The sequence below is a fragment of the Thetidibacter halocola genome (assembly GCF_018224955.1).
Lineage (GTDB): Bacteria > Pseudomonadota > Alphaproteobacteria > Rhodobacterales > Rhodobacteraceae > Thetidibacter > Thetidibacter halocola.
In genome coordinates, this window is the sequence record NZ_JAGTUU010000006.1 from 18,472 (window position 1) to 34,557 (window position 16,086).

Sequence of the window (16,086 nt, forward strand, 5' to 3'; positions counted from 1 at the left end):
CTTCAGAAGGTTCGCCGAAAAGCACGCGCCTTCGATCAGAAGGACGAAAACAGCGAGCGCGCTGACCTGCGGCAGCAGCCCCCCAGTCGCGCGCCAGCAGGAAGAACGGGTTTTCCAGCGCGGCCGGGCACCGTCGATGAGGTCTCCATCAGAAGATGCTCGCCACCGCAAAGACCCCACCACCGACGATCGCCGCCACCAGCAGCATGGCAAGCCCGGATCCGACCAGTCCGGCAACCAGCCACAGCCCGTCGCGCTCGCTCAGCGCCAGTCCCATCGCGATGATTGCAAGCGCAGGCACGCCGTTGGCGAAGGGGATGGGCAGGAACAGCAGCAGCGACATCACCAGGCAGGCCGCCCCGATCATCTGGTCGACGGCCGCCGCCTTGCCCGGCCACAGGCGCGGGCGGGCCAGCCGCTCGATCCGTTCGACCCAGGGCAGCGAGTGGCGCACGATCCTGGCAAAGTGCGCCCGGTCGATGGACCGCTCGCTGAGCGCCCGGGGCAGCCAGACAGAAGGACGGCCGACGATCAGCTGTAGTGCGATGATCATCAACGGCAGGCCGGTCAGGACCGACGAGCCGGGCAGATAGAGGAACACGTTCGGCACCGCGAACAGCACCATCAGCGGCGCAAAGCTGCGGTCGCGCAGGCCGGACACCAGGTCGCCCAGCGCAATGCGCGGGCCAAGCCCGGTTTCGAGGTCGCGCAGCACGTCGGAAAGCCGCCGCGGCGTGACGCGGTCCGCCATGTCGATGTCAGGCTGCGTGGTCATTTGGCGGGGCCTTCGACCTTGATGGCGAGCGCCGGCGCGATTGCGGCGGGGCGCGTCCGCCACAGCGACAGAACCACGCCCCCGACCAGGATTCCGGCGGTCACGCCCAGCGACAGCGCCGGAGGCACCTTTTCGATGCCCAGAAACTCGGCGGCAAGGACCTTGGACCCGATGAAAATCAGCACCAGCGACAGCGCGGTCTTAAGGTGGACGAAGCGGTGCAGCATCGCCGAAAGCGCGAAGTAGAGCGCGCGAAGGCCGAGGATGGCGAAGATGTTCGAGGTGTAGATGATGTAGGGGTCGGTCGTGATCGCGAAGATCGCCGGGATCGAGTCGACGGCAAAGATCACGTCCGCCAGTTCGACCATCACCAGCGCCAGGAACAGCGGCGTGAGAAACAGGGCGCTGCGCCCGCTGAGGTCGCGTGGGCGGCGCACGAAGAACCGCTCGCCCTCCAGCCCTTCGGTCACGCGGAACCGCCGGCGCATGAAACGCAGCACCGGGTTGGCGGCCACGTCGTATTCCTCGTCGCCGCTGCGCAGCATCTTGATGCCGGTGAGGATCAGGAAGCCGGCAAAGATCAGCAGCACCCATTCGAACCGGGCAACGACCGCCGCGCCCGCCCCGATCATGATGCCGCGCAAGATGATGACGCCGAGGATGCCGTAGACCAGCACGCGGTGCTGGTAGGCACGGGGAATGCCGAAATAGCCGAAGATCATCGCAATGACGAAGATGTTGTCCATCGCCAGGCTCTTCTCGACGACGAAGCCGGTCAGGTAGTCCAGCGCGGCCTGGCTGCCCAGGTGCTGCCAGACCCAGCCCGAAAAGGCGATGCCGACAGTAATGTAGAAGGCCGAGAGCCACAGGCTCTCTCGGATGCCGATTTCGTGCGACTTGCGATGCAGTACGCCAAGGTCGAAGACCAGCAGCGCCAGTACGAGGGCGAAAAAGACGCCCCAGGTCCAGAGCGGCTTGCCCATAAGGTCAAGAAAGAGGATATCCATTCGATGCGTCCAGCAAAGACACGCCCGCATAGAGGCCTCGGGCCGTTCATGCCGGAGTGCGGCGCTGCTATCGGACCCGAAACCCGAGCCTCGCAGATATGGACAGCGCCATGCGGCCTGCAATCGCGTCCATGGACTATATTTTTTTCGTCCCCGGCCTTGGATTTCTCCGGGCGGATACGGGGCTCGGACCGAGGCCGTCCGACGCCCAAACCCCGGCACACCGTTTCACGCCCGGAACCGCGTGGGGCGGGTTTCGGCCGGGCCTGTGAGGACCGGCCCGCGCGGCCTTAGCCGAGTTCCTTCAGCAGCCATTCGGCCCGCTCGACATGGGCGCGGGCGACGCCCAGCTTGCTTTCCAGCCGGGCTTTCTTGTCGGCGGATGGCGCCACCTCGATTCCGGCCTCGATCTCGGCCACCTTCTTGCGCAATTTCAGCAGGACCTTCTCGACATCGCCTGGCTTGATCTTGCTGGCCTTGCCGCTGTCGAGGCGTTCATTGTAGTCGACCACTTTCGCGGCGAGTTTTTTCAGACCCATCTGCGGTTCTCCGATCCTTGCCCCGGCCTGAGCCGATAGCCCCGTTTCATGACGTTTCCGTGACATGCCCCTTTGCCGGTCCCGGCCCAGACCGGGTTTCCCGGTCGGCCGTGGGATCGTCGAGTTCCTCGTCATCGAGCGACAGCAGGCGCTCCACCTCGGCCATCGCGCTGTCGCGCTCGACGTAATAGCTGCGGGCGGCCTCGATCAGGTCGCGCATGGCGCTGTAGGCATAGCCGGAATCGTTGAGGAAAGAGGTGGCGGCGGCCGGCGTCAGGTCGCCGCTGCGGATCAGCGCCTCGACCTTTTTCGCGGCCGAGCGGGCGGCCTCCTCGACCTGGACGCGCTCCTGGTCCAGCCACAGCGCGCTGCGATCCTCGGGCGCGGCCTGGCCCAGCTTGCGGATCTCGACCGCGATGCGGGCGATCTCGGTCCGAAGACCGTCGTACAGCTCGGTGACAGAGCCCTGCGCCCGCGTCGTGTAGCGAAGGACGTTCTTGCGCAGATGCTTCACAGCCTTGACCGCCTGCACGATATCGCTCGCCACGTCGCGCAGCGAATAGACTCGTTCCGCGATGTCCGGTGGCAGGCGCTTGTCACCCGCCCGCGTGGTGAACTCCACGATCGCCGAGTAGAGCGTCTTGATGCGGTGTTCATACCGCTCGTCGATGTCCAGCCCGAGGGGCGCGCGGCTCCGGCGCACGGTCCGGGCAATGTCGTCGGTCGCGTGGATCTGTTCACGGTGCAGGTTCAGACCATGCAGGATCAGCTCCTCGGCATTATCGTAGAGATGCAGGACTTCCTTGCGCAGCGCGATCTCCAGCGTCTGCGGGAACTCGTCGACCGCCTCGTTCAGGAAATGCGGGCGGCTCACGTCCGGCAGGGGTTCCACGATGCGGCGTTCGAGAAAGGCGATGAGCCGCGCCAGAACGGGCAGCATGAGCGTGACACCCAGCACATTGAAGATCGTGTGAAAGACGGCGAGCTTCATCGCATAGTCGTCGGCCGCGATCCCGACTGCCGCGCTGATCCAGTCGACGGCCTCGCGCAGCGGCGTGATCAGCGCCAGGGCGACCGCCGCCGTCGTGACGTTGAAGATGAGATGCGCAAGCGCCAGGCGCTTGCCCTGGAAATTCGCCCCAAGCGCGCCGATGATCGCAGTGATTGTCGTGCCGATATTCGCGCCGATCGCCAGCGCCAGGGCATTGTCATAGCCGATCTGGCCAGCGGCAAGCGCCGTCAGGATCAGCACCATCGTCGCATGGCTCGACTGCATGATGACGGTCGCCACGGTCCCGATCACGGCATAGACGGCCAGGCCGACCAATCCCGGCAGGGCAAAGCGGGTCAGGTCGATCTCGTCCTTGAATGCGTCAAAGCCCTCTTTCATGTAGTGGATGCCGAGAAACAGGAACCCCAGTCCGCCCAGGGCATAACCCACACCGCGCAGCGCCTTGGACTTCTGGAACACCAGGACGATGCTGATCGCGATCATCGGCATGGCGTAGGAGGCGATATCGACCTTCAGCCCCAGTCCCGCCACCAGCCAGGCGCCGGTGGTCGTGCCGATATTGGCCCCGAAGATGATCCCGACGCCCCCGACCAGCGAGATCAGGCCCGCGCTCAGGAACGATATGGTGATGACCGAGACCAGCGAGCTGGACTGCAACAGCGTCGTCGAGACGATCCCGAAGGCGACGGCGCGCGGCGTCGACCGGGTCGCCTGTTCCAGCACCCGCTCCAGCGTGCCACCGCCGAACAGCTTGAAGCCGTCCTCGAGCATCAGCATTCCAAACAGGAAGATCGCGACGCCCGCGGCGATCTCCTGCGCGTCCGGGCTGAACCAGAAGGCCAGGACCAGCACCGCGATCGCAACCGGAAGGTAATAGCGGGTCATTCAGCCATTCCACTGGCACAAGCACGGCTTGCCACCAGCACCGCCTTGCGGCGCCGGAATACCAACTGCCTCCTGCCCGCGGATCCCGTCATCCGCACCGCAGTAACGCGAGACCTGTCCAACCGGATCACCGCCTGCCTCCCGGGGATGTTGCAATTCGGACGCTATCGGCGCCGGAACGGCCCGTCCTTGACCTGCGTCATGCAATAATTCGGCGGCACGGTGGACCGTTCGCCGCTGGCTGTCGCGCGCCCGGGAGACGCGCAAGAAAATGGGGGATCTTGCCTTGCTCAGAACAGAAACCATCGAAACCGCCGTCCAACGGAACCGCGACGAGTTGTTCCGCTTCGGAACTGCGCTCATCTTTATCGTCGGCATCATGCTTTTCACGATCGTCCGCACCGACGGCGGCATTGACGGCACGCTGCTGGTCGTCGCCGCGATGATCGGCGGTTACATGGCGATGAACATCGGTGCCAACGACGTGGCCAACAATGTCGGACCGGCGGTCGGTTCGCATGCCATCTCGCTGACTGGGGCGATCCTCATCGCCGCCTTCTTCGAGGCAGGCGGCGCGCTGATCGCGGGCGGCGACGTCGTCGGCACGATCAAGAGCGGCATCATCGACCCCGACCTTGTCGCCGATCGCGATACGTTCATCTGGCTCATGATCGCCGCCCTGCTTGCTGCCGCGGTCTGGCTGAACTTCGCGACGGCCATCGGCGCTCCGGTATCCACCACGCATTCGATCGTGGGCGGGGTGCTGGGTGCGGGCATCGCGGCGGCGGGATGGAACATCGCGAACTGGTCCGTCGTGGGCCAGATCGCCGCAAGCTGGGTGATCTCGCCGGTCATGGGCGGGCTGATCGCGGCGGGCTTCCTCTATTTCATCAAGCGGACGATCACTTACAGGCAGGACGTCCTCGAGTCGGCCAACCGCATGGTGCCGGTGCTGGTGGCCATCATGGCCTGGGCCTTCGCGACCTACCTGATGCTGAAGGGCGTCAAGCAGATCGTGGCAGTCTCCTTTCCGGTCGCGGTGCTCATCGGTGTCGTGGCCGCTGTCGTGGTCTACCTGCTGATGCGGCCCTACATCGCCCGCCGGACCGCGACGCTGGAAAACCGCAAGGCCAGTGTCAACGATCTGTTCACCGTGCCGCTGATCTTTGCCGCCGCGCTGCTGAGCTTTGCCCACGGCGCGAATGACGTGGCCAACGCCGTCGGGCCGCTTGCCGGCATCACCGAGGCCATCACCGGCGGCGGCGTATCCGAAAAGGCGTCGATCCCGCTTTGGGTGATGGCCGTCGGCGCCATTGGCATCTCGCTGGGACTGGCCCTCTATGGCCCGAAACTGATCCGCACCGTCGGCAGCGAGATCACCGAACTCGACAAGACGCGGGCCTTCTGTATCGCCCTCGCCGCCGCGATCACCGTCATCATCGCCTCGCAGCTGGGCCTGCCGGTCAGTTCCACCCACATCGCCGTGGGCGGGGTCTTTGGCGTCGGCTTCCTGCGCGAATACATCAAGTCGAGCTATGCCCAGATGCTCGAGGAAATCCGCGACCATCACGCGAACCACGACCCTGACGCGGTCGATGAATTCCTCGTACGTTTCGAGGCCGCGGACGTGACGACAAAGGGAGAGATGCTGCGCGACATGAAGGCGCAAGCCTCGCGGGACCGGCTGCTGGGCAAGCGCGAAAGACGGGGGCTGGGGCGTGTGCACCGGGTCGAACTGGTCAAGCGCACCCTGCTGCTGCGCATCGCGGCGGCCTGGATCATCACGGTTCCCATCGCTGCCGGCCTTGCCGCGATGTTTTTCTTCATGCTGCGCGGGATGCTTCTTCCCTGACGGGAACCGCCCCGATCCGCCATGGGTTCCGGCGTTTGAGCGGATCGCAGCCATCAGCGCCCCGGCGCAGGAATTCGCCCCGGATCGTACGGGCAGGCGCGCTTTGCCACGGCAAGGCGGCCTGCCCCGACGGCGACGCTGCGGCCCCCGTCCAGACCCTGCCACGCGCTGCCACCCCGCTTCTCCAGCTTGAGTCACGCGACCGGTAATGATCGTTTTTGGCTATCTTGGAAAAACTTCCTGACCCAGTCTGGACATCAGATTTTCGACAAGACTCTGTTATTCAATTATAAATCGGATAGACGCCTGCCTCCCGCAAGTTTTCGGGGGCGGGTGGAGGGAATTTTCCTTGACAGAATCGGGCTCGATTTCCAACGATTGTAATCGAAAGTGACCGATCTTGATCGCTTTTGGCCGATCAAGGCCTGCCAGCAAGCCGACCAGGAAACCCGGACGATGACCATGACCGAAGTGCCTGACCTGTCCGAGATTCGCCGCCGCAAGATCGCCGAGATCGTCGAGCAGCGCGGTGCCGTCGCCGTGCGCGAACTCTGCGACGAGTTGGGCCGGTCCGAGGCCACCATCCGCCGCGACCTGCGCGAACTGGGGCGGCAGGGCATCGTGTCGCGCACGCATGGCGGCGTCATGGCCAAGACCAGCGCCGCCTCGGACCTGCCCAACGACGAACGCAAGCTGATCGGCTGGGCCGAGAAGCAGCGCATCGCGCAGGCGGCGATGGACCGCCTGAACGGACAGGAAGTTGTCTTCCTGGATGCCGGGACGACGGCCCTGGCGGTGGCCGAACTGGCCGGGCAGAAGCCCGGCTGCCGCTATGTCACGACCTGTCTCGGCGTCGCCAAGCGGCTCAAGGCACAGGGCATCCGCGATTTCTACGTGATCGGCGGCAGCTATCTGCCGGTGAACGATTCCTTCGTCGGCAGCCTTGCCATTGCCGGTCTGCGCTCGCTGACCTTCGACGTGTCCTTCTTCTGCTGTTCGGCGGTGAATGTCGCGCGCGAATGCATCGAGATCGGCGACGAGATGTATGCGCTGATCCAGCGCGAGGCGCTCGCTTCGTCGCGCCAGCGGCTGGTCATCGCCGATCACCGCAAGTTCGAGACCTACGCCTTTACCCGCACCGCCGGGTTCGACGAGATCGACGGTCTCATCACAAATGCCGAGTTGGCCGCCGATGTCGTCGGCCAGTTGCGCGGCACCGGATTGGAAGTCGTCACCGCATGAACAAGCCCGCAGACACATCCTTTGGCAACGCCACTGCGGCCGTCTCTCTCGAGGTGCGCAACCTGCGCAAGAGCTGGGGCAAGACCGAGGTTCTGAGCGATGTCAGCTTCCGGATCGGCGCCGGCGGCTTTCTCACGCTGCTGGGCCCGTCGGGCTGCGGCAAGAGCACGCTGCTGCGCCTGATCTCTGGTCTCGACGAGACTTCTGGCGGGCAGATCCTGATCGACGGGCGCGACGTCTCCAAAGTGTCGGCGGCCGACCGCAACCTGGGCATGGTGTTCCAGAACTACGCCCTGTTCCCACACCTGACGATCGAGGAAAACATCGGCTACGGCCTGAAGATCCGCAAGGTCGACAAGACCCGCCGGGACAAGACCATTGCCCGCGTGTCCGACCTGATGGGCCTGGGCCCGCTGCTGCAACGCAAGCCGTCGCAACTGTCGGGCGGCCAGCAGCAGCGCGTCGCGCTGGCACGGGTGCTGGTGTCGGAACGCCCGCTGGTCCTGATGGACGAGCCGCTGTCCAACCTCGACGCCAAGCTGCGCACCGAGATCCGCAGCGAGATCCGCTCGCTGAACAAGACGCTGGGAATCACCGTGATCTACGTCACCCACGACCAGAGCGAGGCCCTGTCCATGTCGGACGAGGTCGTGCTGCTGAACGCCGGGAAGATCGCGCAATGGGGCACGCCCCGCGACCTCTACGAGAGCCCGGCAAACACCTTTTCGGCCAGCTTCATCGGCACACCGCCGACGAACCTGCTGGAACCCGCCGACGTCGCGCTGCCCGAAAACCTCGGCCTCGACGGGGGGACCGCGCTGACCGACTATTTGATCGGCGTCCGCCCCGAGACCATGTGCTTTCCCGCTGACGGCGCCGCTTTCACGCTGACCGGCCGCGTCCTGTCGCTGGAATACGAGGGCAACGTCACTCTGCTGCACCTCGAGGCCGCCTCGGGCGCCAAGGTGATCGTCGCCCATGGCGGGCACGACGTGCCCGCGCCCGGCGCCGAGGTAACGGTCGGCTGGTCGCACGAGGCCACGCATTTCTTCTCGAAGAAGGACGGTGCGGCCATCCGCAGAAAGACCTGACTCCGGCAGGACCCGAAGAAACGGGCCGCGGGACAACCATGACGAAGACCAAGACCATGACGAAGACCAAGGGAGGAACAACCATGACACTCAGGAACAACACGGCGCTGGCGCTGGTCGCCGGCGGACTTTTCGGATTGCAGGGCGCCGCCGTAAGCGCGGCTGATCTGGAATTCTACTTTCCGGTCGGCGTGAACGCCCCGGCGGTCGAGACGATCCAGGCGCTGACCGACGAATGGGCGGCGGCGAACCCGCAGCACAACGTGAAGGCCGTCTATGCCGGGAACTACGAAGAGACGACCACCAAGGCGTTGACCGCCGCTGCCGCCGGCGATCCGCCGCAGGTCGCGGTGCTGCTGGCGATCGACATCTTTACCCTGATCGAGGAAGGCGCCGTGCTGCCGATCTCGGACATCGCGGACTCGCCCGAGGAACAGGAATGGCTGGCCGGCTTCTACGACGGCTTCATGAATGACACCAAGTTCGACGGCAAGATCTACTCGGTGCCGTTCCAGCGCTCGACCCCGGTGTTCTACTACAACAAGGACGCCTTCCGCGAGGCCGGGCTGGATCCGGAAGCCCCGCCCAAGACCTGGGCCGAGATGATCGAGATGGGCAAGACCCTTACCAAGCGCGACGCCAATGGCAACGTGACCCAGTGGGGCACCCGAATCCCAACCCTGGGCCTGGGCGGCGCCTGGCTGTTCGGCGGGCTGGTCGTGTCCAAGGGCGACGTGCTGTCGACCGAAACGGGCACCGAGGCCCGCATCAACACGCCGGCGACCATCGCCTCGCTGGAATTCCTCCAGCAGCTCTCGGCCGAAGGCGTGATGGCGCCGGGCGGCATTTCCTGGGGTGACACGCCCAAGGCCTTCCTCGAGGGGCAGACCGCCTCGATGTGGACCTCGACGGGCAACCTCGCCTTCGTGAACGAGAACGCGACCTTCGACTGGGGCGTGGGCTTCCTTCCCGGTGGCGACGGGCCGGGCGCTCCGGTCGGCGGCGGCAATTTCTACATCTTCTCCAACACGACCCCGGAAGAGCAGGAAGCGGCGCTGGACTTCATCAAATTCATGACATCGGCCGATGCCGCCGCCCGCTGGAGCATCGCGACCGGTTATGTCGCACCGCGGCCCGACACCTGGGAGACGCCGGTGATGAAGGAATACGCCGAGCGCCTGCCGCAGGCCCTGGTCGCCCTGGACCAGTTGCCCCATGCAGAGCGTGAATTCGCGACCTTCCAGCGCGCCAAGGTGACGCAATACCTGGTCGAGGCCATCGAGGGTGTCGTGACCGGCAGCAAGAGCGCGGCCGATGCCGTGACCGAGGCGCAGGAAAAGGCCGACGCGGTCCTCAAGGACTACCGCTGAGGCCCTCTCCTGACCGCACCGGCGCGCGCCCTGCCTCCCCCCGGGCGCGCGCCACCCCCGACACGCCTCGGCACCGGAGACCTGGCCCCCATGAACAAGCGATTGCCCCTCGGCCTAGGCTTTGTCCTGCTGGTCCTGCCATGCAGCCTTCTGGTGGCCTTCACGCATTATCCCGCGATCAAGGCGCTGGTGAACTCGCTGTGGAACAACTCCAGCTCCTTTCGCCCGTCGCGCTTTGTCGGGCTGGAGAACTACCGGGCGCTGCTTGAGGATGACCGCCTGGCGCAGGTCCTGACGAATAGCACGATCTACGCCATCTGCACCGTGCCGCTGGCGATCGGCCTGTCGATTGGCATGGCACTGCTGGTCAACTCGAAACTGCCCGGAACCTGGCTGATGCGGCTGTCCTTCTTCATGCCGACGATGCTGCCGCTGGTCGCCGTCGCCAATATCTGGCTGTTCTTCTACGCTCCGGGCATCGGCCTTGCCTCGCAGATCCTGTCGGCCTTCGGCCTGCCCTCGATCAACTTCCTCGGACGCACCGATACCTCGCTGGTGTCGATGATGGTGGTGGCGATCTGGAAGGAAGCGGGCCTGTTCATGATCTTCTACCTCGCCGCGTTGCAGAGCATCCCCGCCAACCTCAAGGACGCGGCAAGGCTCGAAGGGGCGGGATCGGTGCGCGTCTTCTTCGACGTGGTGCTGCCGCTGCTGCGGCCGACGACGATCTTCGTCGCCGTGAACGCGCTTATCAACGCCTTCCGCCTGGTCGACCACATCATCGTCATGACGCGGGGCGGCCCCAACAATTCCAGCGCGCTGCTGCTGTATTACGTCTACGAGGTCACGTTCGGCCATCGCGACTTTGCCTATGGCGCGACGCTGACCGTGCTGATGGTGGTGATCCTCGGCATCCTCGCGGCATTCCAGTTCTGGGTGCTCAACCGAAAGGCGCATTACCAATGACCCGCGACCTGAACCGCATCCTGATCGGGACGCTCGCGCTGGTGCTGGCGGGCCTCTGGGGCTTGCCCTTCGCCTACTCGGTCTGGACCGCCTTCCATCCCGAGATCTATGCCGCGAATTTCAAGTGGAACGCGCCGATCACCTTCGGCAACTTCGTCGAGGCCTGGAATTCCGCCCCCTTCGCGCTCTACTTCGTCAACACGCTGATCCTCATCACCATCGTCCTCGTCGCGAACTTCGTGCTGTGCACGCTCGTGGCCTATGCCTTCGTGCGCTACCGCTTCCGCTGGGCGGGGTTCCTGTTCGGCCTCGTGATGGTACAGCTGCTGATCTCGCCCGAGATCCTGATCGTCGAGAATTACCGGACCTTGTCTCAGATCGGCCTGACCGACACGATCATCGGCATCGCCCTGCCCTATCTCACCTCGGCCTTTGGCATTTTCCTGCTGCGCCAGACCTTCCTGACCGTGCCGAAATCGCTGGACGAGGCGGCGCAGATCGAGGGCGCCGGCGCGTGGCGGGTGCTCTGGACAGTCTACGTGCCGCTGGCGCGGCCGATCTACCTGGCCTACGGGCTGGTGATGATCAGCTTTCACTGGAACAACTTCCTGTGGCCGCTGATCATCACCAACTCGCCCGAGGTGCGCCCCGTGACCGTCGGTCTCAGCGTCTTCGCCACGGTGGAAAGCGGCATCGAATGGTCGCTGGTCAACGCGGCCACGCTGATGACGACCGCGCCGCTCATCATCGCCTTCATCATCTTCCAGCGCCAGTTCGTGGCCAACTTCATGCGGGCCGGGATCAAGTGAGCCCGCCCGCGGGGCCGCCCCCGACGCCGATCATGCGCGGACGGACGACAAGGGACCAGTGACACCATGCGATTTGCCCAGATTTCCGATCTGCATCTCTGCCGGCATCCCGACCGGGTCGCGGCGCTGCGCGACGACACGCCCGACATCGTCGCCGCCATCGCCCGCGACCTTCAGGCCGTCGCCGGTATCCTCGATTGCGTCATCGTCGCGGGCGACCTGACCGAAGATGCCGAGGACGCCTCCTTTGCCCAGTTCGAGGCGATGTTCGCCACCCTGCCCGTGCCGGTCTTCACCATTCCCGGAAACCATGACGGGCCCGCCGCCTATCACGACCGCAAGGCGCGTTCCGAATTCCTGCGCGGCGCCGACATATCAGGGCGGGTCGTGCCGGTGGCGGGCGCGCGGCTGCTGGGCATCGACACCTGCCTCGAAGGCATGACCACCGGCGCGCTGGACGATCGCGCGCTGGACCTGATCGCGCAGGCGCTGGCAGCGGACGAGGCCGGGCCGCTGGTCATCGTCATGCATCATCCGCCCTTTCCGACCGGTCAGCGGGTCTTCGACGAGATCTCGGTCCTTGACGGCGGCGCGCGCTTTGCGGACTTGTTGAGGGGCGCGACGAAACCACCGGCCATCCTGTGCGGCCATGTCCACCGGCCCTATACGGCACGCTTCCATGGCGCGCTGTGCTGCGCCGCCGGGACGCCGGTCGCCCCCTTCGCCTCGGCGCTGCCCTTCGGCGATATGGCCATTGCGCCATCGGACGAACCCTATGCCTATCTGGTTCATCAGGTCGATGCCGACGGCACGCATGTCGTGACCACGCGGCGCGTCGCGCCGGACGAAAGCGGGGGCCACGATGCCGGATGAACGCGCGCTGGACGACCTGGTCGAGGCGGTGCGGGGAACCGCGCGACGAGAGATCATGCCGCGGTTCCGCCGCCTCTCTCCAGGGGCCATCGCGACCAAGTCCGGGCCGCATGATCTGGTGACAGAGGCGGACCTCGCCGCAGAGGCTGCACTCAGCCGGGACATTGCGCGCATCCTGCCGCAGGCCGCCGTGATCGGCGAAGAGCGCGTCGCGCGCGACCCCGCCGCGCTGGACGAACTGGCAGAGGCGGAACTGGCGGTCATCGTCGACCCGATCGACGGAACCGCGAATTTCGCCGCCGGGCTCGCGCTGTTCGGCCTGATCGTGGCGGTCGTGGCGCGGGGCGAGACGGTGTTTGGCCTGCTCTACGATCCGGTCATGGATGACTGGGTCGTCGCGCGGCGCGGCGCGGGCGCGTGGCTCGAAGGGGCGGGTCGCGGCGCCTCGCGGCTGTCGACCGGCGGCACAAGCCGAATGCAGGGCAGCACGGGGCTGGTTCCGCTGAACGCCCTGGGCCCCGAACGGCGCGCTCCGGTCATGGCCCGCTTCGAGGCTGCGGGCCAGGTGCAGGACCTGCGCTGTTCCTGCCACGACTACCGCCTTCTGGCGACCGGAGAGGCGGATTTCATGGTCTCTGTCGCGCTCAACCCTTGGGATCATGCCGCCGGGCAACTGGTGGTGCAGGAGGCCGGCGGCTGGTCCACGGTGGGCGGCGACCGACCCTATTCGCCGTTGCTGCGGCAGGGCTGCATGGTGGCCGCCTGCACCCAGCGGCTTGGCGCCGAGGTCTCGCGCGTCTATTTCCCCGACCGGCCCCGACTGGCCCATGTCTGACACGCGCCGCGCGGAGGGTCCGGCATGATGTTCGTCCTGAATGTCGCCAGCGCCGCCGCGCTGCTGGTCTGGTCCGTGCGGCTGGTCCGCACCGGGTTTGAGCGCGCCTTTGGCGCGCAGATGCGCGTCTGGCTGCGGCACTCCACCTCGAACCGCCTGCGCGCCGCGCTCTGCGGTGCGGTGACCGCGATCCTGCTGCAAAGCTCGACCGCCGTCGCGGTGCTGATGGCGGGCTTCGTGTCGGCGGGCAGCATCGGCGGCGTGTCGGCGCTGGCGATGCTGCTGGGGGCGGATCTCGGCTCGGCCATCGTGGCGCTGGTGCTGAACTCGGGCCTCTCGGCCATCGCCCCGGTTCTCATGCTGTCGGGCGTGCTGATCTTCCTGCGCAGCGGCAGGCGCGCACCGCGCCAGGTCGGGCGGGTGCTCATCGGCCTGGCGCTGATCTTTGTCTCGCTGGACCTGATCCGCGCGGCCAGCGCGCCGCTGGTCGACAGCCCGGGCGCGCGCGCCGTCATGGCCTATTTCGGCAACGACCTGCTCACCGCCTTCGCGGTGTCGGCGGTGTTCGCCTGGCTGGTGCATTCCAGCGTCGCGGCCGTGCTGCTGTATGCCACGATGGCGGCGCAAGGCATCCTGCCGCTGGAGGCGGCGCTGGCGATGGTGCTGGGGGCGAATTTCGGTGGCTGCATCATCGCGCTGCTGCTGACGTGGAACGCCGACCCCACCGTGCGCCGCGTGGTCTGGTCTAATCTCGGCCTGCGCGGCGGCGGGGCGCTGCTGGTGCTCTATGCGCTCTCGGTCCCGGACGCGCCGACCGGCTGGCTGGGCGATACGGCCGGGTCGGCCGCGCTGCACCTGCATCTCGGCTTCAACGCACTGATCCTGGTCCTATGCCTGCCGCTGGTCGGGATCATCCACCGGCTGGCCCAGGCCCTGCTGCCCGACACGCCCTCCGATCCGACCTCGCCGCAGCACCAGAGTGCGCTGGACCCCGAGGCATTGGCCCAGCCCAAGCGCGCGCTGTCCTGCGCGACGCGCGAACTCGTCCATCTCGGCGGTCTTGTCGAGGGCATGTTCCGCCAGTCGATGACGCTTTTCGGCCAGTATGACGAAACCGCCGCCGCCCGCATCGCCGCAAGCAACGCGCAGGTCGAACGGATCTCGCTGGACTTGCGCGTCTACCTCGCCGCGATCCGCGCCGAGGACGACCGCGACCGGATCGTGGCGCGGGCCTTCGACCTCGTGGGCACCGGCGTCAGCCTCGAGGCCGCCGCCGATGTCATCGCCCAGGCCATGGTGCCGCTGGCGGCGCAGAAAAGCATGGAAAAGCTGCGCTTTTCCGACGAGGGCCGCGAGGAGCTGACCGCGTTCCACGACACCGTCCTGCGCAACGTGCAACTGGCGATCGCCGTGCTGATGAACGGCGACCCGGCCCTGGCCGAGGCGCTGGTCGAACAGAAGGACAAGGTCCGGGACATGGCCAGCACGCTGGAGGCGCGGCACCTCGTGCGGCTGCAACAGGGCGGCGAGGACACGCTGCGCACCAGCGGCATTCACCTCGATTTGCTGCGCGCGATCAAGACGGTGAACGGCTCTTTCGCCATGATCGCCTACCCGGTGCTGAACGAGAACGGAAAACTGCTGAAAAGCCGGCTGGCGTCGGGCTGAGGCGGCAAGAGGGGAACATGCCGATGGACAGGGACCTTCTGGATGCGCATCCGCATCGCCGCTTCGATCCGTTGAAGGGCACCTGGGTCCTGGTCTCGCCGCAGCGCAACAAGCGGCCCTGGCAGGGCCAGACGGAACCGCCGGCCGAGGTGGCGAAACTGCCGCATGACCCGGCCTGCTACCTGTGCTCGGGCAACCTCCGGGCCAACGGCGTGCGCAACCCGGCGTATTCCGGCCCACATGTCTTCGACAACGATTTCCCCGCGATGCTGGCCGATACCCCGCGGGCCGAGACGCCCGACGACCCGTTGTTCCGCGCCACCACCGTGAGGGGAACCGCCCGCGTCCTGTGCTTTTCCGAACGGCACGACCTCACGCTACCGGAACTGCCGCTGCCGGTGGTCCGCGCGATCGTCGACACCTGGGCCTCGCAGGTCGCCGACCTGGGCCGGACCTTTCGCTGGGTCGCACTGTTCGAGAACAAGGGCGCGGTGATGGGCTGTTCCAACCCGCATCCGCACGGCCAGGTCTGGGCCTCGGATTTCATTCCCAACGAGGTCGCGCAGGAAGACCGCTGCCAGGCCGCCTATTTCGCCCGGCACGGGAGGCCACTGCTGCTGGATTATGCCACGCGCGAGGCCGCGCTGGCCGAGAGAACCGTGGTCGAGAACGCCCACTGGATCGCGGTCGTTCCCTACTGGGCGGTCTGGCCCTTCGAGACGCTGGTCCTGCCCCGGCGCCCCGTGCCGCGCCTGCCGGACCTGACCGGCGCAGAGCGGGATGCGCTGGCAGAGTTGCTCAAGGCACTCTGCACGCGCTACGACAACCTCTTCGAGACAGAGTTCCCCTACACGATGGGCTGGCACGGCGCGCCGATGACGGACGGACCGATGGACCATTGGCAGTTGCACGCGCATTTCTACCCGCCCCTGCTGCGCTCGGCGACAGTGCGGAAATTCATGGTCGGCTACGAGATGCTGGCCGAAGCGCAGCGCGACCTGACCCCGGAGCAGGCCGCCCGACAGCTGCGCATGGTTTCGGGAACCCACTACAAGAGTGGCAGAAACGACCCGGCTGCGGCGCAGATCAGCTAAGCGGCGGATCCGTGCAAGACATCGCGATCCCGTTCCAGGCTCAACTCGGCGATCGACGCTTGCGATCG

14 protein-coding genes are annotated in these 16,086 nt (G+C 66.2%); 10 read left to right on the plus strand and 4 right to left on the minus strand.

The window, feature by feature from the left end; all coding sequences use genetic code 11:
• Positions 1-148: 148 nt before the first annotated feature.
• The 4 genes from KB874_RS14865 to KB874_RS14880 form a co-directional block, all read right to left on the minus strand.
• Complete coding sequence (locus KB874_RS14865; RefSeq protein ID WP_212537350.1) at positions 149-775, minus strand: exopolysaccharide biosynthesis protein; 627 nt, start codon at positions 773-775, stop codon at positions 149-151.
• Positions 772-1,782: a TerC family protein gene (locus KB874_RS14870; RefSeq protein WP_212537351.1), complete on the minus strand. Its 1,011-nt coding sequence runs from the start codon at positions 1,780-1,782 to the stop codon at positions 772-774. Before KB874_RS14870 ends, KB874_RS14865 begins: the two co-directional genes overlap by 4 nt.
• Before the next feature lie 290 nt (positions 1,783-2,072).
• The gene (locus KB874_RS14875; protein ID WP_212537352.1) at positions 2,073-2,321 is read right to left on the minus strand and encodes a hypothetical protein; all 249 of its coding nucleotides are present in this window, start codon (positions 2,319-2,321) and stop codon (positions 2,073-2,075) included.
• 46 nt (positions 2,322-2,367) lie between these two features.
• The gene (locus tag KB874_RS14880) at positions 2,368-4,218 is read right to left on the minus strand and encodes a Na/Pi cotransporter family protein (protein ID WP_212537353.1); all 1,851 of its coding nucleotides are present in this window, start codon (positions 4,216-4,218) and stop codon (positions 2,368-2,370) included.
• Between the two features lie 271 nt (positions 4,219-4,489).
• Here KB874_RS14880 and KB874_RS14885 point away from each other — a divergent pair, with 271 nt between their 5' ends.
• From KB874_RS14885 to KB874_RS14930, 10 genes are all read left to right on the plus strand, one after another.
• Positions 4,490-6,070, plus strand: coding sequence for an inorganic phosphate transporter (locus KB874_RS14885; protein ID WP_212537354.1), 1,581 nt, complete (start codon positions 4,490-4,492; stop codon positions 6,068-6,070).
• Between the two features lie 456 nt (positions 6,071-6,526).
• Positions 6,527-7,312, plus strand: coding sequence for a DeoR/GlpR family DNA-binding transcription regulator (locus KB874_RS14890; protein WP_249200525.1), 786 nt, complete (start codon positions 6,527-6,529; stop codon positions 7,310-7,312).
• Positions 7,309-8,403, plus strand: a complete 1,095-nt coding sequence (locus KB874_RS14895; RefSeq protein WP_212537355.1) for an ABC transporter ATP-binding protein — start codon at positions 7,309-7,311, stop codon at positions 8,401-8,403. The genes KB874_RS14890 and KB874_RS14895 overlap by 4 nt, the downstream gene beginning before the upstream one ends.
• 83 nt (positions 8,404-8,486) lie before the next feature.
• Positions 8,487-9,773: an ABC transporter substrate-binding protein gene (locus tag KB874_RS14900; protein ID WP_212537356.1), complete on the plus strand. Its 1,287-nt coding sequence runs from the start codon at positions 8,487-8,489 to the stop codon at positions 9,771-9,773.
• A gap of 90 nt (positions 9,774-9,863) precedes the next feature.
• Positions 9,864-10,739 (plus strand): carbohydrate ABC transporter permease, encoded by an 876-nt coding sequence (locus KB874_RS14905; RefSeq protein WP_212537357.1) that lies wholly within the window; start codon positions 9,864-9,866, stop codon positions 10,737-10,739.
• The gene (locus KB874_RS14910) at positions 10,736-11,548 is read left to right on the plus strand and encodes a carbohydrate ABC transporter permease (protein ID WP_212537358.1); all 813 of its coding nucleotides are present in this window, start codon (positions 10,736-10,738) and stop codon (positions 11,546-11,548) included. Before KB874_RS14905 ends, KB874_RS14910 begins: the two co-directional genes overlap by 4 nt.
• A gap of 66 nt (positions 11,549-11,614) precedes the next feature.
• Positions 11,615-12,421 (plus strand): metallophosphoesterase family protein, encoded by an 807-nt coding sequence (locus KB874_RS14915; protein WP_212537359.1) that lies wholly within the window; start codon positions 11,615-11,617, stop codon positions 12,419-12,421.
• Positions 12,411-13,256, plus strand: a complete 846-nt coding sequence (locus tag KB874_RS14920; protein ID WP_212537360.1) for an inositol monophosphatase family protein — start codon at positions 12,411-12,413, stop codon at positions 13,254-13,256. Before KB874_RS14915 ends, KB874_RS14920 begins: the two co-directional genes overlap by 11 nt.
• 24 nt (positions 13,257-13,280) lie before the next feature.
• Positions 13,281-14,924 (plus strand): Na/Pi cotransporter family protein, encoded by a 1,644-nt coding sequence (locus KB874_RS14925; RefSeq protein ID WP_212537361.1) that lies wholly within the window; start codon positions 13,281-13,283, stop codon positions 14,922-14,924.
• Positions 14,925-14,941: 17 nt separating this feature from the next.
• Complete coding sequence (locus tag KB874_RS14930; RefSeq protein WP_212537362.1) at positions 14,942-16,018, plus strand: UDP-glucose--hexose-1-phosphate uridylyltransferase; 1,077 nt, start codon at positions 14,942-14,944, stop codon at positions 16,016-16,018.
• Positions 16,019-16,086 lie beyond the last annotated feature (68 nt).

Bases quoted from the DNA above. Each gene is read 5' to 3' on its own strand.
- KB874_RS14930 (WP_212537362.1), top strand. From the start codon at position 14,942: ATGCCGATGGACAGGGACCTTCTGGATGCGCATCCGCATCGCCGCTTC.
- KB874_RS14920 (WP_212537360.1), top strand. From the start codon at position 12,411: ATGCCGGATGAACGCGCGCTGGACGACCTGGTCGAGGCGGTGCGGGGA.
- KB874_RS14915 (WP_212537359.1), top strand. From the start codon at position 11,615: ATGCGATTTGCCCAGATTTCCGATCTGCATCTCTGCCGGCATCCCGAC.
- KB874_RS14870 (WP_212537351.1), bottom strand. From the start codon at position 1,782: ATGGATATCCTCTTTCTTGACCTTATGGGCAAGCCGCTCTGGACCTGG.
- KB874_RS14925 (WP_212537361.1), top strand. From the start codon at position 13,281: ATGATGTTCGTCCTGAATGTCGCCAGCGCCGCCGCGCTGCTGGTCTGG.
- KB874_RS14885 (WP_212537354.1), top strand. From the start codon at position 4,490: ATGGGGGATCTTGCCTTGCTCAGAACAGAAACCATCGAAACCGCCGTC.
- KB874_RS14895 (WP_212537355.1), top strand. From the start codon at position 7,309: ATGAACAAGCCCGCAGACACATCCTTTGGCAACGCCACTGCGGCCGTC.
- KB874_RS14900 (WP_212537356.1), top strand. From the start codon at position 8,487: ATGACACTCAGGAACAACACGGCGCTGGCGCTGGTCGCCGGCGGACTT.
- KB874_RS14890 (WP_249200525.1), top strand. From the start codon at position 6,527: ATGACCATGACCGAAGTGCCTGACCTGTCCGAGATTCGCCGCCGCAAG.
- KB874_RS14905 (WP_212537357.1), top strand. From the start codon at position 9,864: ATGAACAAGCGATTGCCCCTCGGCCTAGGCTTTGTCCTGCTGGTCCTG.
- KB874_RS14880 (WP_212537353.1), bottom strand. From the start codon at position 4,218: ATGACCCGCTATTACCTTCCGGTTGCGATCGCGGTGCTGGTCCTGGCC.
- KB874_RS14875 (WP_212537352.1), bottom strand. From the start codon at position 2,321: ATGGGTCTGAAAAAACTCGCCGCGAAAGTGGTCGACTACAATGAACGC.
- KB874_RS14865 (WP_212537350.1), bottom strand. From the start codon at position 775: ATGACCACGCAGCCTGACATCGACATGGCGGACCGCGTCACGCCGCGG.
- KB874_RS14910 (WP_212537358.1), top strand. From the start codon at position 10,736: ATGACCCGCGACCTGAACCGCATCCTGATCGGGACGCTCGCGCTGGTG.